Here is a 24405-nt window from a genome sequence, read left to right on the forward strand (position 1 = left end):
TAGGGTCGGTGCCCATGACGGCAGTGCTCGACCTCCAGGACGTATCCATCCGTCGGGGACCCAAGACGATCCTCGACTCGGTGACCTGGCAGGTGGCCGACGGCGAGCGATGGGTGGTCCTCGGCCGCAACGGTGCGGGCAAGACCACCCTGCTGCAGATCGCGGCCGGGCGCATGCACCCGTCCTCCGGGGTCGCGGAGCTGCTCGGCGAGCGGCTCGGCCGCGTCGACGTCTTCGAGCTGCGCCCGCGGATTGGCCTCGCGAGCTCCGCGCTCGCGGACCGCATCCCGGCGTCCGAGCGCGTCCGCGACGTCGTGCTGACGGCCGCCTACGGCGTCACCGGCCGCTGGCGCGAGCGGTACGAGGAGCTTGACGCCGAGCGCGCCGGGGACCTGCTCGCCGCGTTCGGCATGGCCGAGCTGGCCGACCGGTCGTTCGGCACGCTGAGCGAGGGAGAGCGCAAGCGCACCCAGATCGCGCGCGCCCTGATGACCGACCCCGAGCTGCTCCTGCTCGACGAGCCCGCCGCCGGCCTCGACCTCGGCGGCCGCGAAGAGCTCGTGGCCGCGCTTGCCGAGCTCGCCGGCGACCCGCGGTCGCCGGTGCTCGTGCTCGTGACGCACCACGTTGAGGAGATCCCGCGCGGGTTCACCCACGTGCTGCTGCTCAAGGACGGCCGGGTGCACGCGGCCGGGCCGATCGAGCAGGTGCTGACCGCGCCGACGCTGTCGGCCGCGTTCGACGTCGACCTTGTCGTCACCCACGACGCCGGCCGCTGGTCGGCACGCGCCGCGCGATAGCAGCCCCGTTACCGAACGGTAGGCAAAGTTTTCGCATAGGATCGGTACAGACGTCGACGTCCGCGTCCGGGCAGCCGCGCTCGGGCGAGGATGCCGTGCTGGAGGGAGTTCGCGATGGACCCGCTGTGGTGGATCGGTGCCGGCCTCGTGTTCGTGGTCATCGAGATCCTGACGCTGGGCTTCGTGCTCATCATGTTCGCCGGCGGCGCGTTCGCCGCGGCGCTCGCGAGCGCGCTCGGCGCGCCGACCTGGCTCCAGTTCGTCGTCTTCGCGGCAGCCTCCGTCCTGCTGCTCTTCGCGCTCCGGCCCTGGTTGCTGCGCCGCCTCAAGCGGCGCATGCCGCTCGAGGAGACGAACGTCGCCGCCCAGCTCGGGCGCTCCGCGATGGTCGTGGCCGACGTCGGCCCGCTCGGCGGTCGCATCAAGCTTTCGGGCGAGGTGTGGTCGGCCCGGGCGGCGCGCGACGGCCTCGTCTTCCCAGAGGGGGCCGAGGTCCAGGTGGTACGGATCGACGGCGCCACCGCCGTCGTCGACGCCGTCGCTCGCGACAGCGCGCCCAGCACGAGCACAACCCATGACAGCAATCCCCACAGCTAGGGAGCACGCATGACCGCCTCGGTCAGCACAGTCGACACCTCGTCCTTCGGCCAGATCCTCGGCACGATCGTGCTGGGCCTGTTGCTGCTGTTCGTCTTCATCGCGCTCGTCCGCTCGGTGCGCATCGTGCCGCAGGCCACCGCGCTCGTGATCGAGCGGCTCGGCCGCTACTCGCGCACGCTCGAGCCCGGCCTGCACCTGCTGATCCCGTTCGTCGACCGGGTTCGTGCCCAGGTGGACGTGCGCGAGCAGGTCGTGTCGTTCCCGCCGCAGCCCGTGATCACGTCCGACAACCTCGTGGTGAGCATCGACACGGTGCTCTACTCGCAGGTCACCGACCCGAAGTCCGCGGTCTACGAGATCGCGAACTACATCACCGGCATCGAGCAGCTCACGGTGACGACGCTGCGTAACGTGATCGGCTCGATGGACCTCGAGCAGACCCTCACGAGCCGCGACCAGATCAACGGCCAGCTCCGCGGGGTGCTCGACGAGGCCACCGGACGCTGGGGCATCCGCGTGAACCGCGTCGAGCTCAAGTCGATCGACCCGCCGCAGTCCATCCAGGGCTCGATGGAGCAGCAGATGCGCGCCGAGCGCGACCGCCGCGCCGCGATCCTCACGGCCGAGGGCGTCAAGCAGTCGCAGATCCTCACGGCCGAGGGCGACAAGCAGGGCGCGATCCTGCGCGCCGAGGGTTCGGCGCAGGCCGCGATCCTCACGGCCGAGGGCGAGGCCCGCGCGATCCTTCAGGTGTTCGACGCCGTCCACCGCGGTGACCCGGACCCCAAGCTGCTCGCGTACCAGTACCTGCAGATGCTGCCGAAGCTCGCGGCCAGCCCCGCGAACAAGGTGTGGGTCATCCCGTCCGAGCTCACCGGCGCGCTGTCGCAGTTCACCAACGGGTTCGGCAGCGCGATGTCGGGCGACGGCGGCGCGAGCGATGGGGCCTCAGTCCGGCCCGCGGGCGTCTCCCCGGTCTCCGACCTGCCGCCGACGTCGCTGGTTGACCCCGCCATCGCCCTCGCCGAGGCGCGGCGCATGTCCGAGGCCGCCACGGCGGACGCCACGAGCGCCGGCACGTTGAGCGGGCACCCGCTCAACCCCGACGCCGAGGCGGGCCAGCGCCCGTACACCCCGCCCGAGGTGTAGCTCGCCCGAATCGCTCGACGCGTCGCCCCGATCGACCCGGCCCCGGCCGCGGTAGGTCGGGGCGGCGCTGTCTTTTTCGCCCACCGCGAAGCGGGGGATAATGACGAGGCGTTCGATCCCTTGCGTGGCAGGGTCGTTCCTAGTGCTGGCCAGCATGGCGCTGGCCGTCGCTTCGCGGGTCACCTCGCTGTCCCGTCTGGTGCTGTCCCTTTCATTGCTGCGCGACACAGGAGAACTTCGTGCTCATCCGGCTGCTTCGGCAGTATCTGCGGCCGTACACCCGGCCGATCGTCATCGTGCTCGTGCTGCAGCTCATCCAGACCCTCGCGACCCTGTACCTGCCGAGCCTGAACGCGGACATCATCGACAAGGGCATCGCCGTCGGCGACACCGGGTACATCCTGCGCACCGGCGGCTGGATGCTCGTCGTCAGCCTCGTGCAGGTCGTCTGCGCGGTCGTCGCCGTGTACTTCGGCGCGCGCGCCGCGATGGCCTTCGGCCGGGACGTCCGCGAGGCGCTGTTCACGCGGGTCCAGGTCTTCTCGGCGCAGGAGGTCGGGAAGTTCGGTGCCCCCTCGCTCATCACGCGGACGACCAACGACGTCCAGCAGGTGCAGATGGTCGTCCTCCTCACGTTCACCATCATGGTGATGGCGCCGATCATGCTGGTCGGCGGCGTCGTTATGGCGCTGCGCGAGGACGTCGCCCTGTCCCGGCTGCTGATCGTCATCGTGCCGGTGCTCGGCCTCGCGGTCGGGCTCATCATCAGCCGGATGATCCCGTACTTCCGGGACATGCAGAAGCGGATCGACCGGATCAACGCGGTGCTGCGCGAGCAGATCACGGGGCTGCGGGTCATCCGCGCGTTCGTGCGCGAGCGGCGCGAGTCGGAGCGGTTCGACGTCGCGAACACCGCCCTGTTCGACACGTCGCTGCGCGTCGGCAAGCTCATGGCGCTGATGTTCCCGACCGTCATGCTCGTCATGAACGCGTCGAGCGTCGCGATCATGTGGTTCGGCGCCCAGCGCATCGACAGCGGGCAGATGCAGATCGGGGCGCTCACGGCGTTCCTCAGCTACATCATGTACATCCTCATGGCGGTCATGATCGCCACGATGATGTTCGTCATGGTGCCGCGCGCGGTCGTCTCGGCCGAGCGGATCGGCGAGGTCCTCGACACCGAGTCGACCGTGCTCGAGCCAGCCGCCGCCGTCCCGCTCGTCGCACGGCTCGCCGGCGCCGCGCCCGCGGGCGTGCTCGAGCTGCGCGACGCGCAGTTCCGCTACCCCGGCGCCGAGTCCTCGGTGCTCCGCGCGGTGAGCCTGACCGCGATGCCCGGGCGCATCACCGCGATCATCGGGTCGACGGGCTCGGGCAAGACGACGCTCCTGAGCCTCATCCCGCGGCTCTTCGACGTCACGGGCGGCGCGGTGCTGATCGACGGCGTGGACGTGCGCGAGCTCGAGCTCGACGACCTGTGGTCGCGGATCGGGCTCGTGCCCCAGAAGCCGTTCCTGTTCAGCGGCACCGTCGCATCGAACCTGCGCTACGGCAAGGCGGACGCGACGGATGCCGAGCTCTGGCACGCGCTCGAAGTCGCCCAGGCCCGCTCCTTCGTGGAGGCGATGCCGAAGGGTCTCGACGCGCCGATCTCGCAGGGCGGCACGAACGTCTCCGGCGGCCAGCGGCAGCGCCTCGCGATCGCGCGGGCGCTCGTCAAGCGCCCGCCCATCTACCTGTTCGACGACTCGTTCTCCGCGCTCGACTTCGCGACCGACGCGGCCTTGCGGGCCGCCCTCGTGCCGGAGACCCGGGCCGCGACCGTCGTGATCGTCGCCCAACGGGTCTCGACCATCCGGTACGCCGACCAGATCGTGGTGCTCGACGACGGCGAGGTCGTCGGCGTCGGCACCCACCTCGAGCTCATGGAGTCGTCCCAGACCTACCGGGAGATCGTCCTCTCTCAGGTGACCGAGGAGGAGGCGGCGTGAGCGACACCAAGCCGATCGACGGGGCCGACGAGGTCGACGACGTCGCGCAGCCCGAGGTGCCGCGGCGCGCGCCGGGAGGCATGCGCGGTGGGCCGATGGGGATGGGCGGCGGCATGCCCGCCGAGAAGTCGATGGACTTCCGCGGCTCCGGGAAGCGCCTGCTCGGCGTCCTCCGGCCCGAGCGGGTCCGGGTCTCGGTCGTGCTGGCGCTGGCCGTCGCGTCCGTCGCCCTCGTGGTGCTCGGACCCAAGATCCTCGGGACCGCGACGGACATCATCTTCGAGGGCGTGATCGGGCGGCAGCTGCCCGCCGGGATCAGCAAGGCCGAGGCCATCGCGGGCGCGCGCGCCGAGGGCCAGGACACGTTCGCCGACCTGCTCGGCGGGATGGACGTCGTGCCGGGCGCCGGGGTCGACTTCGACCGGCTGGGCCGCATCCTCCTGCTCGTGCTCGCCATCTACATCGGGTCGTTCCTGTTCGGCTGGCTGCAGGGCCGATTCACCGCTGGGATCGTGCAGCGCACGACGTTCCGGCTGCGCGCCGACGTCGAGTCCAAGCTCTCCCGGCTGCCGCTGTCGTACTTCGACAAGCAGCGCCGCGGCGAGGTCCTCTCGCGGGTGACCAACGACATCGACAACATCGCGCAGACCATGCAGCAGACGCTGTCGCAGCTGATCACGGCCGTGCTGACCGTCGTCGGGGTGCTCGTGATGATGTTCGTGATCTCCCCGCTGCTGGCGCTCGTCGCGCTCGTGACCGTGCCGGCCTCGGTCGTGATCACGGTCGCGATCGCGAAGCGGTCGCAGCCGCAGTTCGTCGGCCAGTGGTCCTGGACCGGCAAGCTCAACGCCCACATCGAGGAGATGTACACCGGGCACGAGCTCGTGAAGGTCTTCGGCCGCCAGAAGCAGGCGATCGCGACGTTCCACGAGCAGAACGCCGAGCTGTACGACGCCAGCTTCAAGGCCCAGTTCATCTCGGGTGTCATCCAGCCCGCGATGGGCTTCCTCGCCAACCTCAACTACGTGATCGTCGCCGTCATCGGCGGGCTGCGCGTGGCCTCGGGCACCATGACGCTCGGCGACGTGCAGGCGTTCATCCAGTACTCGCGGCAGTTCACCCAGCCGATCACCCAGATCGCCTCGATGATGAACCTGCTGCAGTCGGGCGTCGCGAGCGCCGAGCGGGTCTTCGAGCTGCTCGACGCGCAGGAGCAGAGCCCCGACCCCGTGCCGGCCGCCGTCCTCGCGAGCCCGGTGCGCGGACGCGTCGCGTTCGAGGACGTGGGCTTCCGGTACACCGCCGACCGGCCGCTCATCGACGGGCTCTCGCTCGTGGCCGAGCCCGGCCAGACCGTGGCGATCGTCGGGCCGACCGGGGCGGGCAAGACGACGCTCGTCAACCTGCTCATGCGGTTCTACGAGGTCGACGCGGGTCGCATCACGCTCGACGGCGTCGACGTCGCCCTGACCACGCGCGACGCTCTGCGCTCCAAGATCGGCATGGTGCTCCAGGACACCTGGCTGTTCGGCGGCACGATCGCCGAGAACATCGCCTACGGCGTCGACGGCGCGACGAGGGAGGAGATCGTCGCGGCGGCGCAGGCCACCCACGTCGACCGCTTCGTGCGCACGCTGCCGGACGGCTACGAGACCGTGCTCGCCGACGAGGGCTCGAACGTCAGCGCGGGGGAGAAGCAGCTGCTCACGATCGCGCGCGCGTTCCTGGCCGACCCGGCGATCCTCGTTCTCGACGAGGCGACGAGCTCGGTCGACACCCGCACGGAGGTGCTCGTCCAGCACGCGATGGCGGCGCTGCGCGCCGGGCGGACGTCCTTCGTCATCGCCCACCGACTCTCGACCATCCGCGACGCCGACGTGATCCTCGTCATGGAACGGGGCGCGATCGTCGAGCAGGGCACGCACGACTCGCTCATCGCGGCCGGCGGTGCCTACGCCGCGCTGTACGCGAGCCAGTTCGCGCTCGCGGCGACGCAGACGGACTGACCGGGACGCGCTGACGGCGACCCGCCGGGGTCCGGTGGCAGGATCGCCGCGTGCCGATCCACCACCTGACCTCCGCCGCCGACGACCGGCTCCGTGACTACCTGCACCTGACGGACGTCGTGCTGCGGTCCAAGCACGAGCCGGCCATGGGCATGTACATCGCCGAGAGCTCGACCGTGATCCGCCGCGCCATCGAGGCCGGTCACCGGCCACGCTCCTTCCTGATGGCCGAGCGCTGGCTCGCCGACCTCGACGACGTGCTCGACGCCGTCGGCGCCGGGCCCGGCGGGGACGTCCCGGTGTACGTGTGCGCACCCGAGGTGCTCGAGGCGATCACGGGCTTCCACCTGCATCGGGGCGCGCTCGCCGCGATGCACCGCCCGGCGCTGGCACCCGTGCGGGACGTGCTCGCGGCGGCGCGCGGCGGGCTCGGCGCGCGCCGGGTCGCGGTGCTCGAGGACATCGTCGACCACACGAACGTCGGCGCGATCATCCGTGCCTGCGCGGCGCTGGGCGTCGACGCCGTGCTCGTCACGCCGCGCTGCGCCGACCCGCTGTACCGGCGGTCCGTGCGGGTGTCGATGGGCACCGTGTTCCAGGTCCCGTGGACGCGCATCGATCCGTGGCCGGCGGGCATCGATGTGCTGCGCGCGGAAGGCTTCGTGGTCGCCGCGCTGGCGCTCGACGACGCCTCGATCGGTCTCGACGAGCTGGAGGCTGACACCCCGGACAAGCTCGCGTGGATCCTCGGCACCGAGGGCGACGGACTGCGGCGCGCGACGATCTCGGCGGCCGACGTGACCGTGCGGATACCGATGGCGGGCGGCGTCGACTCGCTCAACGTGGCGGCCGCCGCGGCCGTCGCCTTCTGGGCCACGCGCGAGCGTTCCCGGTCCTGACCGGCCGTCGAATCCCGTGTACGAGTCGGCCCCCCCGAACTTGTACGCCGCCGTGGTTGCGTTTTCGCTGGTCAGAGGGGCAGCCTCGGCGAGGCGAGGCGGCCGTCGCCTGGCGGTTACGGGAGCGTAGGTTACGATTCCGTAGGTTACGAACTCGTAGGTCAACTCGCTGGAGGAACCGCCCATGGCTCCGACGACCCGTTCCGGCCACGCCGGCGCACCGTCCCTTGACGCCCGTCCGCTCCCCGTCGTGATCCAGGGCGGGATGGGCGTCGCTGTGTCGTCATGGCAGCTTGCGAGTGCCGTCGCCCAGACCGGGCAGCTCGGCGTCGTCTCCGGAACCGCCCTCGACATCGTGATCGCGCGACGGCTGCAGGACGGCGACCTGGACGGCGACGTCCGGCGGGCGATCGCCCACTTCCCGGTGCCGTCGATCGCCAAGCACGTGCTCGACCGCTACTTCCTCCCGGGCGGTCGCGCGCCCGGCCAGCCCTACGTGCCCGCGCCGAAGCTGAGCATCGACCCCACCGTCAAGGCCGACGAGCTCTCGCTCGTCGCCAACTTCGCCGAGGTGTGGCTCGCCAAGGAGGGTCACGACGGCCTCATCGGGATCAACTTCCTCGAGAAGGTCCAGATGGCGACGCCGAGCGCCGCCTACGGCGCGATGCTCGCCGGGGTGGACTACGTGCTCATGGGCGCGGGCATCCCGAAGGAGATCCCCGCCCTGCTCGATCAGCTCGCCGCGCACGAGGCGTGCTCGATCAGCCTCAAGGTCGACGGCGCCACCGAGGAGTACACGATCGGGATCGACCCCGTGGCGCTCACGGGCGGCGGGCTCCCGCCGCTGAAGCGGCCGATGTTCCTCGCGATCATCTCGGCGCACGTCCTGGCCGCGCACCTCGCGCGCGAGGACTACACGCGGCCCGACGGCTTCGTGGTCGAGGGCCCGCGCGCGGGCGGGCACAACGCGCCGCCGCGCGGCCGGCTCGTGCTCGACGACGACGGTCAGCCGGTCTTCGGGCCGCGCGATGACGCCGACCTCGCCAAGGTCGCTGAGGTCGGGTTGCCGTTCTGGCTGGCCGGCGGGTACTGCACGCCCGAGCACGTCACCCAGGCGCAGTCGGTGGGCGCCGCGGGCGTGCAGGTCGGCACCCTCTTCGCGCTCTCGGCCGAGTCCGGCCTCCAGGACGTGCTGCGCGAGCAGCTGCTGAGCGGTCTCGCCTCGGGCAGCCTCGAGGTCCGCACGGACGCGCTCGCCTCGCCGACGGGCTTCCCGTTCAAAGTCGCGACGTTGCCGGCCACGATCTCCCAGCCGGAGACTTACGCCGAGCGGCCCCGCCTGTGCGACATCGGCCACCTCCGCGTCCCCTACGAGCGTTCGCCCGGCACCGTCGGCTACCGCTGCCCGTCCGAGCCGGTGCACATGTTCCTGAAGAAGGGCGGCTCGCTCGAGGCCACCGTGGGTCGCAAGTGCTTGTGCAACGGCCTGACGTCGAACGTGGGGCTCGGCCAGACCCGCAAGGACGGCTACTCCGAGGCGCCGCTCGTGACGCTCGGGGTCGACCTCGAGGGCCCGGCGAAGCTCCTCGCCAGCTACCCGAACGGCTGGACGGCGGCCCAGGCCGTCGGCTACCTCGTCGGATAGCTGGTCGACGTTCGCCCGTTCGCCCGCTGGCCCGTTCGCACGCCTGCCCGCTGGCCCGTTCGCCTAGGCGACGACGCGGTAGTGGACGAGGAGGAACCCTGCGGGTGTGGTCGTGCCCCGGACCGCCTGGAGCCGAATCGTCGGCAGGCCATCGAGGAGCCGTTTCCCGGTGCCCGCGATCGCCGGCGCGATCACCAGCCTGAGCTCGTCGACCATGCCCGCGGCGAGCAGCGCCTGGGCGACCGAGATGCTGGCATGCACGCCGATCTCGGCGCCGGGACGATCGCGCAGGTCCCGCACGAACTCGACCAGGTCGCCGTCGACCACGTGGGTGTTGGACCACTCCCGATCGAGCGGCGTGGAGGTGGCGACGTACTTCGCGGCCCCGTTGATGAAGGTCGCGAAGGGCTCGATGTCGCTGCCCGGCCAGAACTCGGCCCACTCGTCGTAGCTGCGCCGGCCCAGGACGACCGCGTCCTGCGCCGCGATGACCGCGCCGAGGTTGGCATCAACCGCGTCGTCCCAGTCGGTGAAAAACGCCGCCGGATTCTCTGCGACGCCGTCGAGGGACACCAGCTCGTACACGACGACCTTGCGCACGTGTGACCACCTCCGTTGGTTGTGCCCGGGGCCGGGCGCCCTGAACCGGATCTCGGGACCGGACCTCGGGACCAGATCTCGGGACGAGATCTCGGGACGAGATCTCGGGACCTGATCTCGGGACCTGATCTCGGGACCTGCTCTCGGGACCTGCTCCCGGGAACTGCATTGTGGACGGCTCCGGCGAGGAGAACTCATCGGTGCGAGCACCGAGGCGCGTCCCAACGACGATGAATCGATCTGCGAGCGTCAATGGCGCGACGCTACGCAATGACATTGGCCGTGCTACGCAATGACATTGTCCGTGCTAAACAATGATCTTTCCGTGCCGGTCAGTGAATACCCAGGAGCGGGTCTGCGGATTCCATCTGATGGTGACGCTGGTGTCGTGCACGTGGGTGTGGTGATGGGTGCACAACAGGACTCCGGTGCGAGCGTCGGTATTGCCGTGGTCGCGGGCCCAATGGATGGTGTGGTGACTTTCGCAGTAGCGGGCCGGGGCGGTGCAGCCGGGGTACTGGCAGTGCCGGTCGCGGGCGATGATGGCGCGATGCAGGCGGGCCGGGAACAGGCGCTGCGTGCGGCCGATGTCGAGGAGCTGGGAGTCGGGGCCGAAGATGACGCGGGTGAGGTCGGCGCCGCACAGCAGCCGGTCCAGGACGGCGCGGGGGACAGGCTGCCCGTCGTCGAACGTCGCCGGGTGCAGGAGGGCGGCGGGGCTGAGCGACCCGGCGCCGGTGCTGCTCGTGAGCGCTTCGAGGGTCGGGTAGTCGATGAGGACGTTGAGGTGGGGGCGGACCTTTGCCCGGTTGCGAAGGTGACCGTGGTCCAAGGTGCTGCGGATCAGGGTGGTCAGTGCGTCGGCGCGGCGTTGAGGGCCGGAGCGCTGGAGGTCGGTGGCCGGGCGCGTGGTGGCGGCGTCGAGGGCGAGGACGAGGGTCTGGCCGTGCTCGGTCGTAAGGAAGCCGCTCAGGTGGTAGCCCCCGGTCGTGGGCGCGACGTCGAGATACTCGCGCTCGGTGGCCTCGCGGTAGCCGCGCTCGTCGGCGGCGGGGTCGGCAGCGGCGGCCCAGCTGCGCGTGAGGTTGCGCAGCGCGTCGGCGGGCTGGGTACGGGCATTGTCGAGGAGGAACTGCTCGCCGCAGGGGTGGTCTGGCTCAGCCAGCACCGAGCGGCGCGTGCTGGACGTGGGGGCGTGGGCGGCGAGGATCTCGGCCTGCTCGACGCCGACCCGGGTCCGGGCGCCGCCGTCGCTGTCGCTGTCATCGCCATCGCCGTTGTTACCGTCCGCGTGGCCGGTCGTCGCGCCGGCGCGCAGGGCCTCGGCGGTGCGGGGCAGGTCCCCGCGGAGGGCGCGGGCCAGGCGGGTCATGCGGTGGGCCTTGGCGGAGGTCAGGTGCAGGTGGTGGGTCAGCCAGGTCGCCAGGGAGCGGGCGCCGGTGGTCGCCCACAGGCCGTCGGCGTCGACGGCGGGCAGGGCGAGGATCGCGAGGGCGTGGAGCTTGTCGGCGAGCGTGAACACGTCGGTGAAGAACGCCACGGCCGCGGCCGGGGACAGGTCGTTCGGATCGAGCTGGGCGAGCGCGCCGACCTGCGCGTGCAGCGCGGCCAGCGCCGCGGGCGCGGGCTCGGGGGTGGTGGGACGAATTGAGCCGGGCTGGGGTGAGCTCGGCCGGGCTGGGTCGGGCGGTGGTGGCGGAGGCGGGTCGCCGGTGTCAAGGGCGGTCATGTCAGGTCCTTTCGGTTCTCGTCAGTTCTCGGTTTTGCTGAGAACGACGTTACCGACCGCCACTGACATTCTTGGGCTCCCGCCTTCCGGCCCGGGAGCATTCCTGTGGATAACCCGAAGAATTGTGGAAAAGTATTCGCGTCGGCCGCCTGTGGGTGGGTCGGCACCGGTCGGGCCGGTCCGGCGGGTCCGGATACTCAGCCGACCGCGAGGCCGTCGATCACCTCGGCGCCGGGCAGCCGCGCGAGCAAGGCCCCGGCCAGCGCGAGCTTCGACCTGCGCAGGCCGCTGCCGATGATCACGACGCCAGCATCGGAGTCGCCGACTGCGGAGTCGCCGACTGCAGAGTCGCCGACCCCAGCGTCGCCGCCCCGAGAGCCGACGACCCGAGAGCCGACGACCCGAGAGCCGACGACCCGAGAGTCGACGAGCACGCGCCAGTCGGCGGGCAGCCCGAGGGGAGTGATGCCGCCGTACTCCATGCCGGACGCCTCGGTCGCCTGCTCGGTGGCCAGGAACGAGGCCTTGCGCACGTCGAGCAGGCGCCGGATGACGTTGTTGACGTCCGCCCGCGTCGTCGCGCGCACGACGGCCGCAGCCCTGCGCTCGTCGCCGGCGCGGCGACCGCCGATCAGGACGCAGTTCACCGACGCCGCCGGGGGCAGCCCGTAGGCGGCCGTCAGCGCGGCCGTGTCCGCGAGGGACGGGTCGATCTCGGCGACCGAGACCTCGTCCGCGACGCGCGGGTCGGCGGTGATCCAGCGGGTGAGCGCCGCCAGCGTCGGCGCGGCGAGGAGCTCGGGGTGGTCGATCGCGCGGACCCAGTCGAGGCTCCCGACGCGCGGCAGCGGGCTGGTCACCCGGTCAGGCCTCGTACGTCGGGGTCAGCACGGCGCGCGCGAGCGTGTGGAACAGCGCGGTGAACGCGACCGCTGTCGGCGTGGCGTCCTGCGTGAGGCCGAGCGTCTCGACGTCGAGCGCGTGCACCGCGAAGGCGTACCGGTGCGCGCGGTCGCCGGCCGGCGGCGCGGCGCCTGCGTAGCCGACGGAACCGCCATCGTTCCGGGTCTGGAACGCGCCCGCGGGCAGCCCGGCCCCGCCGGGGGAACCCGCGCCGCGCGCGAGCTCGGTCACGCCCGCGGGAACGTCCACGACCGTCCAGTGCCAGAAGCCGGCCGGCGTCGGGGCGTCGGGGTCGAAGCAGCTGACCACGAACGACCGGGTCTCGGCGGGGAAGTCGGCCCAGCGCAGGTGGGGCGACGTGTTTCCGGTCGCCGAGTGCAGCGCGGCGAGCGGCGCGCCGTCGACGACGTCGTCGCTGCGCAGGGCGAAGGCCGGCACCTCCGGCAGCTGGGCGTAGGGACTGGGGGCGAGGGGGCGGGTCAGGTCCATGCCCCCATCATGGCGTGGCCGGCGGCTGTGCGACCGTTGCGGCATGACCTCTCAGCGGCCGCCCGCGTTCTCGCTCGCCAACCTGCGCCAGGTTGGTCGGCTGTGGTCGGTCGTGGCGTTCGCGGGGGTCGCGCTCCTGCTCACCATGGGAACGCTGCTGCTGACGGCGTCCGGCCCCTTCGCGCCGCCGCGCTCGCCCCTCGACGCGCCTCGGGTTGCGGCCGGGGAAGAGCTGGAGGTCGGGGGGACGACCGAGGGGTACGTCCTGGTGGGCCAGCCCGCCGACGGCATCGACCTCGCTGAGGTCACCTGCTCCTGGACGGGATCCACCTACGCCGACGGGACGACGGCGGGCGGCGACCTCGTCGTCGGACCTGCGGCGCGGGACTCCGCCATGGCGCGGCTGACGGACCGGCTCGGCGGCGAGGACTTCCGCTACCTGACCACGACCGCGGACGAGTGGGTCGCCCGTACCGCGACCTGCTCCGGCGGGGGCATCGCGACGCTCGGCATCGTGGCGGACCCGGGAACCGCGTTCCAGCGCAAGGTCGGCATCGCGTTCATCGCGTTCGCGCCGGTCCTGCTCGGCCTGGCGTTCCTCGCGCGCCGGCTCACGCGGCCGCGGGCCTGACGGCGCCCATCCGCTCGCTCTTGAGCATATGATAATATTCGCAAGTGATCGAAACCGAAGCCGTGCCGCCGCGACCCGGCTCCCCGGCTGGTGCCCGGTCGACTGAAGCCCAGCCGACTGGCACTCAGCCCGCTGGCACCCAGCCGGCGATCGCCCAGCCGATCTACAAGCTCAAGGCGGAGTTCTTCAAGACTCTCGGGCATCCCGCGCGCATCCGGATCCTCGAGCTTCTCGCCGAGGGCGACCGTTCGGTCGGTGAGCTGCTGCCCGAGCTCGGTCTCGAGGCCTCGCACCTGTCGCAGCAGCTCGCCGTCCTGCGCCGGGCGGGCGTCGTCGTCGCCCGCAAGCAGGGCAGCTTCGTCTTCTACTCACTGCGCTCCGACGACCTCGCCGAGCTCCTCCAACTTTCCCGGAAGGTGCTGACGGGCGTGCTCACCGACCAGCTCGACCTGCTCAAGGACCTCCAGGCGGACGGCGGACGGCCCGAGTGACACCGGCCGTGCGCACCGCCACCCGACCGCCCGACGTGATGAGGCAGCCATGACCTGGATCGGCAAGATCGGCCGCGTGGGCCGCATGGTCGAGCCCGCACCCGACGCGCCGGAGGCGACCGTCGCGCCGCCGACGGGCGTGACCGGCTCCCTCCAGCTCCGCCACCTTGACGCCGGCTCGTGCAACGGCTGCGAGCTCGAGATCGCGAGCACGTTCTCGCCGGTCTACGACGCCGAGCAGTACGGCGCGCGGCTGGTCGCGTCGCCGCGGCACGCGGACGGCCTGCTCGCGACCGGCGTCGTGACGCAGAACATGCGGCAGCCCCTCGTGAACACCCTCGGATCCGTGCCCGAGCCGCGCGTCGTGATCGCCGTCGGGGACTGCGCCTGCACCGGGGGAGTGTTCCGCGGCGGGTACGGGGTCGTCGGCGCGATCGGCGACGTCGTCCCGGTCGACGTCGAGGTGCCGGGCTGCCCGCCCACCCCGCAGCAGATTATCGCCGCGCTGCGCTCGGTGACCGGCCGGTGACCGCGCTGGACCAGGCGACCCCGCCCGCGCCGACCGTCCCGGCCGATCCCACGGCACCCGAGCCCCGCCGTCCGGCGCGTGGCTGGGCCGGGGCCTCCGGCGCGGCCACGTCGCTCATCGGCGCGCTCGGCGTCGTCGTCGGCCTGATCGCGATCTTCGGCCCCCCGCGCCACGTGCGCATCGACTGGCTGCTGCCGCTGGCCGGGGTGCAGTTCGACCTCGACCCGCTCGGCGGCCTCTTCATCGCCGCGACGGGAGCGGTCGCCGTCGCGACCGGCATATACGCGGTCGGCTACGCGCAGCGCGAGCACTGGGCGCGCGTCCCGCTGCTCGTCCTGCCGCTCTTCGCCGCCGCGATGCTGCTGGTCCCGGCCGCCGGCTCGGTGACGACCTTCCTGCTCGCGTGGGAGCTCATGGCGGGCGCGTCGCTCGTGCTCGTGCTGGCCGAGCACCAGCGCGCGGCGGTTCGGTCCGCGGGCGTGTTCTACGCGGTCATGACCCAGCTCGGTTTCGCCGCGATCCTGGTGGCGCTGGTGCTGCTCGCCGCGGCCGGTGGTGCGGACAGCTTCGCCGCGATCGCCGCCAGCGCCGACGACGTCGCACCAGGCGTCCGCACCGCCGTCTTCCTGCTCACCGTGCTCGGCTTCGGGTCCAAGGCGGGCCTGTTGCCCCTGCACGCCTGGCTGCCGCGCGCGCACCCCGAGGCGCCCAGCCCCGTCTCCGCGCTCATGAGCGCCGCCATGGTCAACATGGGCATCTACGGCATCCTCCGGATCGACCTGCAGATCCTCGGGCCCGGCCCGCACTGGTGGGGCCTGACCCTGATGGTCATCGGCGCCGTCTCCGCCGTCTTCGGCGTGCTCCAGGCCTCCGTGGCCACCGACCTCAAGCGGCTGCTCGCGTACTCGACGACCGAGAACATGGGCCTGGTCACCCTCGGGCTGGGCACCGCGGCGCTGCTGCGCTCGTCCGGCGCGCCGACCGTGGCGGCGATCGCGATCACCGCGGCCCTCGTGCACCTCATGAGTCACGCGGGGTTCAAGACCCTGTGCTTCCTCGCTGCCGGTTCCGTGCTCGCTGCGACCGGGTTGCGGGACCTCGACAAGCTTGGCGGGCTGGCCCGGCGCATGCCGATCACCACCGTGATGTTCGGGATCGGCGCCCTCGGCGCGTCCGGTCTGCCGCTCGGCGCCGGGTTCGTCGGGGAGTGGCTGCTGCTGCAGAGCCTGATCCAGGCGCCGCCCGCGGGCAACACGCTGCTCGCGCTCGCGATGCCGCTGTCCGTCGGGGCCGTCGCGCTGACGACGGGCCTCGGCATCGCCGCGATGGTCAAGGCGTTCGGGGTGGGCTTCCTCGCCCGCCCGCGGTCGGCCGCGGCCGAGAACGCGCGCGAGGCCCCCACCAGCATGGTGCTCGGGATGGGGCTGGCCGCAGCCGCCTGCCTCGTGCTCGCCCTCGCGCCCGCGCTGCTCGCGCCCGCCCTGGGGCGCGTGCTCGCCGTGCTGCCGAGCCTGGGCGGCGACGTCGTCGGCCCGCAGCTCGGCACCTACCTCAGGCTGCCCGGCGTCGCGGGCTCGATGTCGCCCGGGCTGCTCGCCCTCGCGCTCGTGTGCGCCGTCCTCGTCGCGCTCCTGATCGCCCGCTGGGGCTCGCGCCACCGCCCGGCTCCCGCCGTCGTCCCGCTGTGGGCCTGCGGCGCGGACAGCCTCAGCCCGCGCATGCAGTACACCGCGACGTCGTTCGCCGAACCGCTGCAGCGCGTGTTCGACGACGTGCTGCGGCCCGACACCGACGTGGAGGTCACCCATTTCGCCGAGTCGAAGTACCTGGTCGAGAAGGTCACGTACCGCGCGCGCTGGGTCGACCCCGTCGAGCAGCGGCTGTACACGCCGGTGGTCGGCGCCGTGACGGCGCTCGCGCAGGCCGTCCGGCGCGCCCACACCGGGAGCGTCCACCTGTACCTCGCCTACGGCGCGGCCGGGCTGCTCATCGTCTTGCTGGTCGCCAAGTGACCGCGCTCGCGGTCGTGGCCGCCGCCGCGCAGGTGGCCGCCGTGCTGCTCGGGGCGCCGCTCGTCGTCGGCGGCATGAAGCAGATCCGGGCCCGGCTCGAGGGCCGCGCCGGCGCCGGCGTCGGGCAGCCGTGGCGAGACCTGCGCAAGCTGTTCCGCAAGCAGCAGGTGACGCCGCGCGGCACGACGGTCGTGTTCGCGCTCGCCCCCGCGATCGCGGCCGGCAGCACGCTGCTCATCGCCGCGATCATCCCGCTCGTGGCCCTCGGCTCGCCGCTGGACGGCGCGGCGGACCTGTTCGGCGTCGTCGGCCTGCTCTTTCTCGGGACGGTCGCGCTCACCCTGGCGGCCCTCGACACCGGGACGGCCTTCGGTGGGATGGGTTCGAGTCGCGAGATCACGATCGCGGCGCTCGTCGAGCCGACGATCCTGCTCGCGGTCTTCGCGCTGTCGGTGCCGGCCCACTCGGCCAACCTCGCGGCAATCGTCACCGCCACCGCGGGCGACCCGGGGCAGGTGCTGACCGTGTCGAGCGTCATGGCGTTCGTCGCGCTCGTGATCGTGATCATCGCTGAGACCGGGCGGCTGCCCGTCGACAACCCGTCGACGCACCTCGAGCTGACCATGATCCACGAGGCGATGATCCTCGAGTACGCGGGGCCGAAGCTCGCGCTCGTCGAGTGGGCGAGCGGAATGCGGCTCACGGTGCTGCTCGGGCTCCTCGCGAACCTCTTCCTGCCGTGGGGGATCGCGCCCGCCGACCCGACCGTGCTCGAGGTGCTCGTGGGGCTCCTCGCGATAGCGCTGAAGGTCGCGGTCCTCGCAGCCGTGCTCGCCGCAGGCGAGGTGTTCATCGCCAAGCTGCGCCTGTTCCGGGTGCCCGAGCTGTTGGCGGGCTCGTTCCTGCTCGCGCTCCTCGCGGTGACCGCGTCGTACTTCCTTGCCACCACGAGCGTCTGAATGGAGGACCTGACATGACCATGGCCACCTATACCGGCGTGCTCGACCTCGCCGTGGGGGCGTTCCTGCTGTCCGCGATCCTGATCGTGTGGCGCCGCGACCTGCGCGCCATCGTCCGGCTGCTCGCGTGGCAGGGGGCGGCGCTCGCCACGCTCCCGCTGATCGAGGGGCTGCACGAGCGCGAGCTTGAACCGATCGCCGTCGGCGTCGTCCTGCTCGTGCTCCGCGCCGGGGTCCTGCCCGTGCTGCTCGCGCGCGCGGTCAGCACCGAAGACACGGAGCGTCGCGAGAGCACGCCGCTGGTCAACACGACGGCGTCGTTGCTGATCACGGCCGCCCTCATCGTGCTCGCGTACGCCGTGACCCGGCCGATCATCGCGTTGAACCCGACCGAGACCACGCGGGCCGTGCCGGCCGCGTTCGCGGTGATCCTGATCGCGGTGTTCGTGATGGTCAGCCGGCGGCGGGCGCTGTCCCAGGCGGTCGGCTTCCTGATGCTCGACAACGGCATCACGGCCACCGCGTTCCTCATCGCGTCCGGGGTCCCCCTCATCGTCGAGCTCGGCGCGTCCATGGACGTGCTGTTCGCGGTCGTCGTGCTGGGCCTGCTCACCGGACACATGCGCCGCGCCTTCGGCGGCACCGACCTCGACCAGCTACGGGAGCTACACGACTGATGGGCCTCGCGCTGCTCGTTCCGATCCTTGCCCCGCTCGCCGCGGCCGCGTTCGCCGCGGCCGTCGGCTGGCGCCGCCTCAGCTCCTACGTCACCGTCCTCGCCGCGTTCGCGGTCCTCGCCACGGGCGTGGTCCTCGCCGTGGGGCTCGCCGCGGGGCTCGACTCCGGCGTCGTCCACGGCGCGGGCTCGCTGCTGCGCGCGGACGCGCTGAGCGTGACCATGCTGCTCGTCATAGGCACCGTGGGCACGCTCGCGACGTGGGCGAGCGTCGGCTACATCGACGCCGAGCTCGAGCACGACCACACCGACGCGACGGGCGCGCGCCTGTACGGCGTGCTCATGCCCCTGTTCCTCGCCGCGATGGCGCTCGCCGTGCTCGCGACGAGCATCGGCGTCATGTGGGTCGCGATCGAGGCGACCACCGTCGCGACGGCGTTCCTCGTCGGGCACCGGCGCACGCGCGCGGCGGTCGAGGCCACCTGGAAGTACGTCATCATCTGCTCGGTCGGCATCGCGCTCGCGCTGCTCGGCACCGTGCTGCTGTACTTCGTGAGCATCCACGCGGGCGCCGTCAGCGGCGACGCCCTCGACATCGACGTGCTGCTCGCGCACGCCAGCGAGCTGGACCCGGCCGTGACCCGCCTCGCCGCCGGCCTGCTCCTGCTCGGGTACGGCACGAAGGCGGGCCTCGTCCCGTTCCACACGTGGCTCGCGGACGCGCACAGCCAGGCGCCTGCGCCGGTGTCGGCCCTCATGAGCGGCGTGCTGCTCTCCGTCGCGTTCTCCGCGCTGCTGCGCGTGAAGTCGATCATCGACCTCGCGCTCGGCACGGGGTTCCTGCGCGCCGGGCTGCTCGTCGTCGGGATCGCGACGCTGCTCGTCGCGGCGTGCCTGCTGTTCGTGCAGACGGACTTCAAGCGGATGCTCGCGTACTCCTCGATGGAGAACATGGGCATCGTCGCGATCGCGGCGGCCGCCGGCACCGAGCTCGCGATCGCCGCGCTGCTGCTGCACGTGCTGGCGCACGGCGTGGCCAAGGCGCTGGTCTTCCTCGCCGCGGGCCAGCTCCAGGCCGCGCACGACTCGACCGCGATCCGCGACGTGACGGGGGTGCTGACGCGGTCCCCGCTGATCGGCACCGCCTTCGCGGTCGGGCTCGCCGTCCTCATCGGCCTGCCGCCGTTCGCGATGTTCGCGAGCGAGCTGTCGATCTCGCGTGCGCTCGCGCAGGCGGGCCTCGGCTGGGTGCTCGGCGCGATGCTCCTGCTCATCGTCGTGGCGTTCGCGGCCCTCGTGCGCAACGGCAGCCGGATGCTGCTCGGCCCTCCCGACCCGGGATCCCCCGCGATCGCGGTGCCCCGGTCCGTCGCGGGCGCCCTCGTCGCTGGCGTCGTCCTCAGCCTGGTGCTCGGCGTCACCGCCGGCCCGCTCACCGATCTCTTCCGATCTGCCGCCACCCTCCTCGGAGCGAGCTCATGACCTCACCCTTCTCCCGCGACGGCGTCGCGGCCGGTCTGCACCGCGTCGTCCGGGACATGCCGCCCGGCATGCTGGCCCTGCAAGCGTCCGCGCTCCTCGTCGACGGGTTCCGGCTCGCGCTCGTGGCCGCTCACGACGAGGGGACGACGTTGCGCGTCGTCTACCTCTTCCTCGCCGGCGGCCCCGACCGCCGCGTCGAGCTCCAGGTCACCCTTGCGGCCGACGACCCGCGGCTGCCCTCGCTCGCGTCGGTGTCGTTCGCGGCGTCGAGGTTCGAGCGCGAGATGCACGACCTGTACGGGATCGTGCCCGTCAACCACCCGCTGCCGCACCGCATGGTCCGGCACGCGCACTGGCCGGCGGGCTGGTACCCGATGCGCCGCGACGCCGGGCCGCCGCCGCCGTTCGTCGACGCCGACTCGTTCCCGTTCCTCGAGGTGGCCGGCGACGGGGTCTACGAGATCCCGGTCGGCCCCGTGCACGCGGGCGTCATCGAGCCCGGGCACTTCCGGTTCTCCGTGGTCGGGGAGCGGATCCTCAAGCTCAAGGCACGGCTCTGGTTCACCCACCGCGGCGTCGAGAAGCTGTTCGAGGGCCTCGAGGCCACGGGCGCGACCTACCTGGCCGAGCGCATCAGCGGCGACACGTCGGCCGCCCACGCGCTCGCGCACAGCCTCGCCGTCGAGGACGCCCTCGGCATCGCGCTGCCCGAACCGGCCCACCGGCTCCGGGCGCTCGTGCTCGAGCTCGAGCGGCTCTACAACCATGCCGCCGACGTCGGCGCGCTCGCCAACGACGTCGGGTTCTCCCTCGCGAACGCGCACGCCCAACGCATCCGCGAGCAGCTGCTCAGGATCAACGACGCGACGACCGGCCACCGCCTGCTGCGCGGCGCGATCAGCCCGGGTGTGGTCGAGCTCCGTGCGCTGCCGGATCCGGCCCAGCTGGCCGACCTCGCGGCCGAGCTCGAGGAGGTCGCGCAGCTCACGCTCGCCAACACCGTCATTCGCGACCGCTTCACGGGCACCGCGGCCCTCAGCCTGGAGCAGGTGCGCGACCTCGGGTGCCTCGGCTACGTCGCGCGCGCAAGCGGGCTCGCGATCGACGCCCGGACGGACCACCCGACGAGCCACCTCGCGGTCTCCCGCGTGCTGGCGACCGGCGGCGACGTGCTCGCGCGGTTCACGGTCCGGCGCGACGAGTTCGCCGCCGGCGTGCGGCTCGCGACCGACCTCATCGGCACCGCGGGGGACCTCGCCTTCCAGGCGGAGCCGACGGGGTCGACGAGCCCGGGCGAGGCCGTGCGCAGCGGCGTCGGCATCGCCGAGGGCTGGCGGGGGACCGTCGTGCATCGCGTCGAGGTCGCGCCCGACGGGCGGCTCACGCGGGCCAAGGTCGTCGACCCGTCCTGGTTCAACTGGCCGGCGGTGCCGCTCGCGATGCGGGACACGATCGTCCCCGACTTCCCGGTCGCCAACAAGAGCTTCAACCTGTCCTACGCGGGCAACGACCTGTAGGCGGTTCGCCGGTGCGCGGCGGGCTCAGGCCCCGGCGCGCCCGGGGCGACCGGGAGTCCGGGGACTCCCGGGGTGGTGATCCCGGCGAGGCCGTCGAGCCCGTCGAGAACGGCGCGGTTCGCGCTCAGGGTGCGCACGAGGACGGCCTGCGCCGCGGCGAGCAGCGGCGAGACGGCGGTGTCGGCCAGGCGATAGTGCACCGCGTTGCCCTCGCGCCGCGCGGCCACGACGCCGGCCCGCCGGAGCACGGACAGGTGCTGGGAGAGGTTGGACGCCTCGGTCCGGGTCTCGATGAGCAACCGGCTGACGGGCAGCTCGCCGGCGGCGAGCAGCTCGAGCGTCCGGACCCGCACGGGGTGGCCGAGCGCCTTGAACAGGTCTGCCTTGAGTTCGTTGAGCGGGGCGTCATTGCCCGGCGCGGCGTGCGGCACCGTATCTCCCTTAAGAATGAATGTTGACTTTATCTATTCCTGAAGTTTACCCCCGTGCGGCCTGCCGTTCGGCCCGCTCCAGCCCCGGGTGGGCCGGTTGACAGGCGGGGTGCCGGCGACGTTTACTGGACTCGGATCGAACAGGTGTTCGATCCGATCATCGAGGCGGTGACTCGTCGTGATGCGTCGTGTGCCGCATCGTCATGATGCGTCGTCATGAGGTGTCTATGAGGCGTCGTCGTGCCGCTCGGCGGTCACCATGCGAGGGGAGGCGGACGTGACGATCGTGACGGACCGGGCCGTCCGCGCCAGGGAGGCCCTGCGCCACGCGGAGCTTCGCACCGGAGCACGGAGCATGCCCGTGTCCCGCTCCCGCTCCACTCCCGCCGCGCCCGCTGCCTCGGCTTCGGCCTCGGTCGCCGCGCCGGTGCCAGCCACCGTGCCAGCTACCGTGCCAGCTACCGTGCCAGCCACCGTGCCAGGCCCGCCGTCCGTGCTGGTCCACCTGACGTCGTCGTCCGCATCCGTTCCCGCCCAGTCCGTTCCCGCCCAGTCCGTTCCCGCCCAGTCCGGTCCCGGCCGCGCGGGGCATCCCGACCGGCCCCCACTGCCCGTCGCCGCCACGGTGGCGCACCTGCTGCCCGAGCGGGCCCTGCATCGCGGGGGCACCCTCGTGGTCACCGGGTCCACCTCGCTCGTCCTCGCCCTCGTCGCCCGGGCCTCCCGGGAGGGGGCCTGGATGGCTGCGGTCGGCCTGCCCGGGGTCGGCGTGCTCGCCGCCCAGCAGGCCGGCGTCGAGCTCGACCGCCTGGCCCTCGTCCCGCACCCGGGGGCGGACGCCCCGACCGTGCTGGCCGCGCTCATGGACGGCGTCGACGTCGTGATCGTCGGCCCCGCCGTCGCGCTCGGAGATGCTGACCGGCGGCGGTTGATGGCCCGTGCCCGCGAGCGGGGCGCGGTGCTCCTGGCGACCACGCCGTGGCCCGGAGCGCGCCTCGTGCTGACCGCCGAGCCGGCAGCGTGGACCGGCCTCGGGGCGGGGTACGGGCACCTGCGCAGCCATCGCTGGACCGTGACGCGCGGCGGGCGCGGCGGCGCGGGCCAGATCGTCCGGTCCGCCGTCGTGCTGCCAGTGGGGGAGGGCGACCCGATCGATGCGCCCGGCCAGGCGCCCGTCGCGCCGCACGAGGCCGCCCCGTTGCGGTTGGTCGGCTGAGGGCGTCGTGGTGAGTACCACCATGCGCACCGCCGTGCTGTGGGTGCCGGACTGGCCCGTGGTCGCCGCCATCGCTGCGGGTCAGGTCGAGGCCCACCAGCCGGCCGCGGTGCACGACGGGCGGCGGGTCACGGCGGTCTCCGCGCTCGCCCGGTCCCAGGGGGTGCGCCGCGGCATGCGCCGGCGCCAGGCGCAGGAGTGCTGCCCCGAGATCGTGCTGCTCACGATCGACGAGGGGCGCGACGTGCGCACGTTCGAGCCCGTCGCCGCCGCGGCGGAGACCGTGGTCGCGGGGCTCGAGGTCGCGCGCCCGGGCCTGCTGCTGCTGCCCGCGGGCGGCGCGAGCCGGTTCCACGGGTCCGAGCAGGCGTTGGCGGAGGCGCTCGTGGGCCGGGTGGTCGAGCTCACGGGCCACGACTGCCAGGTGGGGGTGGCCGACGGCGTGCTCGCCGCGATCCTGGCGGCGCGCTCCTCGCGCCTCGTGCCGCCGGGGGCCGCGCCTGCCTTCCTCGCCCCGCTCGCCGCCGGCGAGCTGGTGCACGCGGCGATGGGGGACCGGGCGGTGGCCGAGGTGGCGGGCCTCGTGGACCTCCTGACCCGCCTCGGCCTGCACACGCTCGCCGACCTGACGGCCCTGCCCGCGGCCGACGTCGAGGCTCGGTTCGGGCGGCTCGGCACCTGGGCGCACCGGCTGGCTCGCGGGGAGGACGTGCGGCCCCCGCAGCGGCGCAGGGTCGAGCCCGACATCGAGGTGGGGTGCGAGTTCGACCCCCCGGCGGAGCGGGTGGACGCGACCGCGTTCGCCGCCCGCCGCCTGGCCGAGCAGCTGCAGGCGATGATGCTCGAGCGGTCGGTGAGCTGCGGGCGGCTGCGCATCACCGCGCGCACCGATGCGGGTGGCGAGCTCGTGCGCACGTGGCGCACGGACGCGGGTGGGCTCGGCGGGCTGAGCCCCGCGCGCATCACCGACCGGGTGCGGTGGCAGCTCGAGGGCTGGATGTCGGGGAGCGCGTTGCAGTCCCCGACCCCGGCGGCTCTCGTCCGGCTCGGCCTCGCGGCGGAGGAGGTCGCCCCCGCGGGAGCGGAGCAGGGCCAGCTGTGGGGCGGGGCGAGCGGCGGGGACCTGCGCGCGCACCGGGCGCTCCTGCGCGTGCAGGGAATGCTCGGCGGCGACGGCGTGCTGGTGGCCACGGTGCAGGGCGGCCGGGACGTGCGCGACCAGATCCACCTCGCGGCCTGGGGCGATGCGCAGGCGCCGGCGCGCGCCGTGGACCGGCCCTGGCCCGGGCGGCTGCCCGCGCCCGCGCCCGCCACGGTGCTCGTCGAGCCCTCGGCGGTCGAGGTGCTCGACGCCGCCGGCGACCTGGTCCGGGTCGACGCGCGGCTGGCGCTGAGCGCTGCGCCGGCCGCCGTGCGCTGGCCCGACCCGCGCCAGCCCGGTGGCCAGCGCCAGCCCGTCGACCCCCGCCAGCCCGTTGGCCCGCAGCCGCTCGTGGCCTGGGCCGGGCCCTGGCCCATGGTCGAGCGCTGGTGGAGCGGGGCGCCGCGACGCCGGGTGCACCTGCAGGTCGCGCTCGCCGACGGCAGGGCGCTGCTGCTGGCCTGCTCCGCCGGCGCGTGGACGTGCGAGGCCCTCTATGACTAGGCGCT

22 protein-coding genes are annotated in these 24405 nt (G+C 72.9%); 17 read left to right on the plus strand and 5 right to left on the minus strand.

Translation table 11 applies throughout. The features are described from left to right. Positions 1-14 precede the first annotated feature (14 nt). From J4E96_RS07345 to J4E96_RS07375, 7 genes are all read left to right on the plus strand, one after another. Positions 15-800 (plus strand): ABC transporter ATP-binding protein, encoded by a 786-nt coding sequence (locus J4E96_RS07345; protein WP_227425109.1) that lies wholly within the window; start codon positions 15-17, stop codon positions 798-800. Positions 801-914: 114 nt separating this feature from the next. Continuing rightward, positions 915-1397, plus strand: a complete 483-nt coding sequence (locus J4E96_RS07350) for an NfeD family protein (protein WP_227425110.1) — start codon at positions 915-917, stop codon at positions 1395-1397. Positions 1398-1406: 9 nt separating this feature from the next. Beyond that, positions 1407-2549 carry an SPFH domain-containing protein gene (locus tag J4E96_RS07355; RefSeq protein ID WP_227425111.1) on the plus strand — a complete coding sequence of 381 codons (1143 nt, stop codon included), beginning with the start codon at positions 1407-1409 and terminating at the stop codon, positions 2547-2549. 239 nt (positions 2550-2788) lie between these two features. After that, positions 2789-4540 (plus strand): ABC transporter ATP-binding protein, encoded by a 1752-nt coding sequence (locus tag J4E96_RS07360; RefSeq protein ID WP_227425112.1) that lies wholly within the window; start codon positions 2789-2791, stop codon positions 4538-4540. 80 nt (positions 4541-4620) lie between these two features. Then, entirely contained in the window at positions 4621-6546 is a 1926-nt protein-coding gene (locus J4E96_RS07365; RefSeq protein WP_227425696.1) for an ABC transporter ATP-binding protein, read from the plus strand. 50 nt (positions 6547-6596) lie between these two features. Beyond that, the gene (locus tag J4E96_RS07370; RefSeq protein WP_227425113.1) at positions 6597-7445 is read left to right on the plus strand and encodes a TrmH family RNA methyltransferase; all 849 of its coding nucleotides are present in this window, start codon (positions 6597-6599) and stop codon (positions 7443-7445) included. Positions 7446-7629: 184 nt separating this feature from the next. Then, on the plus strand, positions 7630-9090 hold the full coding sequence (locus J4E96_RS07375; protein WP_227425114.1) for a nitronate monooxygenase: 1461 nt from the start codon (positions 7630-7632) through the stop codon (positions 9088-9090). A 63-nt stretch (positions 9091-9153) separates the two neighbouring features. On the opposite strand, the gene J4E96_RS07380 is transcribed toward J4E96_RS07375, so the two are convergent. From J4E96_RS07380 to J4E96_RS07395, 4 genes are all read right to left on the minus strand, one after another. Beyond that, positions 9154-9690, minus strand: coding sequence for a dihydrofolate reductase family protein (locus J4E96_RS07380; protein ID WP_227425115.1), 537 nt, complete (start codon positions 9688-9690; stop codon positions 9154-9156). A 307-nt stretch (positions 9691-9997) separates the two neighbouring features. Continuing rightward, positions 9998-11419, minus strand: coding sequence for an HNH endonuclease signature motif containing protein (locus tag J4E96_RS07385; protein WP_227425116.1), 1422 nt, complete (start codon positions 11417-11419; stop codon positions 9998-10000). A 197-nt stretch (positions 11420-11616) separates the two neighbouring features. Next, positions 11617-12279 carry a YbaK/EbsC family protein gene (locus J4E96_RS07390; RefSeq protein ID WP_227425117.1) on the minus strand — a complete coding sequence of 221 codons (663 nt, stop codon included), beginning with the start codon at positions 12277-12279 and terminating at the stop codon, positions 11617-11619. Between the two features lie 4 nt (positions 12280-12283). Then, complete coding sequence (locus tag J4E96_RS07395) at positions 12284-12811, minus strand: YbhB/YbcL family Raf kinase inhibitor-like protein (protein ID WP_227425118.1); 528 nt, start codon at positions 12809-12811, stop codon at positions 12284-12286. A gap of 43 nt (positions 12812-12854) precedes the next feature. Here J4E96_RS07395 and J4E96_RS07400 point away from each other — a divergent pair, with 43 nt between their 5' ends. Genes J4E96_RS07400 through J4E96_RS07435 form a run of 8 tightly spaced genes read left to right on the plus strand, consistent with a single transcriptional unit; the run spans position 12855 to position 21108 of the window. Continuing rightward, positions 12855-13442, plus strand: coding sequence for a hypothetical protein (locus tag J4E96_RS07400; protein ID WP_227425119.1), 588 nt, complete (start codon positions 12855-12857; stop codon positions 13440-13442). 44 nt (positions 13443-13486) lie between these two features. Then, the gene (locus tag J4E96_RS07405; RefSeq protein ID WP_227425120.1) at positions 13487-13933 is read left to right on the plus strand and encodes an ArsR/SmtB family transcription factor; all 447 of its coding nucleotides are present in this window, start codon (positions 13487-13489) and stop codon (positions 13931-13933) included. 49 nt (positions 13934-13982) lie between these two features. Then, positions 13983-14462, plus strand: a complete 480-nt coding sequence (locus tag J4E96_RS07410; protein ID WP_227425121.1) for an NADH-quinone oxidoreductase subunit B family protein — start codon at positions 13983-13985, stop codon at positions 14460-14462. Beyond that, entirely contained in the window at positions 14459-16474 is a 2016-nt protein-coding gene (locus J4E96_RS07415) for a proton-conducting transporter transmembrane domain-containing protein (protein WP_227425122.1), read from the plus strand. The genes J4E96_RS07410 and J4E96_RS07415 overlap by 4 nt, the downstream gene beginning before the upstream one ends. Further along, entirely contained in the window at positions 16471-17433 is a 963-nt protein-coding gene (locus tag J4E96_RS07420) for a respiratory chain complex I subunit 1 family protein (RefSeq protein WP_227425123.1), read from the plus strand. Before J4E96_RS07415 ends, J4E96_RS07420 begins: the two co-directional genes overlap by 4 nt. 14 nt (positions 17434-17447) lie before the next feature. Continuing rightward, positions 17448-18110, plus strand: a complete 663-nt coding sequence (locus J4E96_RS07425) for a hypothetical protein (protein WP_227425124.1) — start codon at positions 17448-17450, stop codon at positions 18108-18110. After that, positions 18110-19591 carry a proton-conducting transporter transmembrane domain-containing protein gene (locus J4E96_RS07430; RefSeq protein ID WP_227425125.1) on the plus strand — a complete coding sequence of 494 codons (1482 nt, stop codon included), beginning with the start codon at positions 18110-18112 and terminating at the stop codon, positions 19589-19591. Before J4E96_RS07425 ends, J4E96_RS07430 begins: the two co-directional genes overlap by 1 nt. Further along, the gene (locus J4E96_RS07435; protein WP_227425126.1) at positions 19588-21108 is read left to right on the plus strand and encodes a hydrogenase large subunit; all 1521 of its coding nucleotides are present in this window, start codon (positions 19588-19590) and stop codon (positions 21106-21108) included. The genes J4E96_RS07430 and J4E96_RS07435 overlap by 4 nt, the downstream gene beginning before the upstream one ends. Here the strand turns inward: J4E96_RS07435 and J4E96_RS07440 are convergent. Then, positions 21087-21539, minus strand: coding sequence for an ArsR/SmtB family transcription factor (locus J4E96_RS07440; protein ID WP_227425127.1), 453 nt, complete (start codon positions 21537-21539; stop codon positions 21087-21089). The two genes, J4E96_RS07435 and J4E96_RS07440, sit on opposite strands and share 22 nt — an antisense overlap. Before the next feature lie 463 nt (positions 21540-22002). Between J4E96_RS07440 and J4E96_RS07445 the strand changes: the two genes are divergently transcribed. Both J4E96_RS07445 and J4E96_RS07450 read left to right on the plus strand, forming a co-directional pair. Continuing rightward, positions 22003-22755, plus strand: a complete 753-nt coding sequence (locus tag J4E96_RS07445) for a hypothetical protein (RefSeq protein WP_227425128.1) — start codon at positions 22003-22005, stop codon at positions 22753-22755. A 22-nt stretch (positions 22756-22777) separates the two neighbouring features. Beyond that, positions 22778-24400 carry a DNA polymerase Y family protein gene (locus J4E96_RS07450; protein WP_227425697.1) on the plus strand — a complete coding sequence of 541 codons (1623 nt, stop codon included), beginning with the start codon at positions 22778-22780 and terminating at the stop codon, positions 24398-24400. Positions 24401-24405: the final 5 nt, after the last annotated feature.

This window comes from Pengzhenrongella sicca, assembly GCF_017569225.1.
GTDB classification, from domain to species: Bacteria; Actinomycetota; Actinomycetes; order Actinomycetales; family Cellulomonadaceae; genus Pengzhenrongella; species Pengzhenrongella sicca.

Coding starts and splice junctions, on each gene's coding strand:
- J4E96_RS07345 (WP_227425109.1), top strand. CDS start 15: ATGACGGCAGTGCTCGACCTCCAGGACGTATCCATCCGTCGGGGACCC.
- J4E96_RS07350 (WP_227425110.1), top strand. CDS start 915: ATGGACCCGCTGTGGTGGATCGGTGCCGGCCTCGTGTTCGTGGTCATC.
- J4E96_RS07355 (WP_227425111.1), top strand. CDS start 1,407: ATGACCGCCTCGGTCAGCACAGTCGACACCTCGTCCTTCGGCCAGATC.
- J4E96_RS07365 (WP_227425696.1), top strand. CDS start 4,621: ATGCGCGGTGGGCCGATGGGGATGGGCGGCGGCATGCCCGCCGAGAAG.
- J4E96_RS07375 (WP_227425114.1), top strand. CDS start 7,630: ATGGCTCCGACGACCCGTTCCGGCCACGCCGGCGCACCGTCCCTTGAC.
- J4E96_RS07385 (WP_227425116.1), bottom strand. CDS start 11,419: ATGACCGCCCTTGACACCGGCGACCCGCCTCCGCCACCACCGCCCGAC.
- J4E96_RS07395 (WP_227425118.1), bottom strand. CDS start 12,811: ATGGACCTGACCCGCCCCCTCGCCCCCAGTCCCTACGCCCAGCTGCCG.
- J4E96_RS07400 (WP_227425119.1), top strand. CDS start 12,855: ATGACCTCTCAGCGGCCGCCCGCGTTCTCGCTCGCCAACCTGCGCCAG.
- J4E96_RS07410 (WP_227425121.1), top strand. CDS start 13,983: ATGACCTGGATCGGCAAGATCGGCCGCGTGGGCCGCATGGTCGAGCCC.
- J4E96_RS07425 (WP_227425124.1), top strand. CDS start 17,448: ATGACCATGGCCACCTATACCGGCGTGCTCGACCTCGCCGTGGGGGCG.
- J4E96_RS07430 (WP_227425125.1), top strand. CDS start 18,110: ATGGGCCTCGCGCTGCTCGTTCCGATCCTTGCCCCGCTCGCCGCGGCC.
- J4E96_RS07435 (WP_227425126.1), top strand. CDS start 19,588: ATGACCTCACCCTTCTCCCGCGACGGCGTCGCGGCCGGTCTGCACCGC.
- J4E96_RS07450 (WP_227425697.1), top strand. CDS start 22,778: ATGCGCACCGCCGTGCTGTGGGTGCCGGACTGGCCCGTGGTCGCCGCC.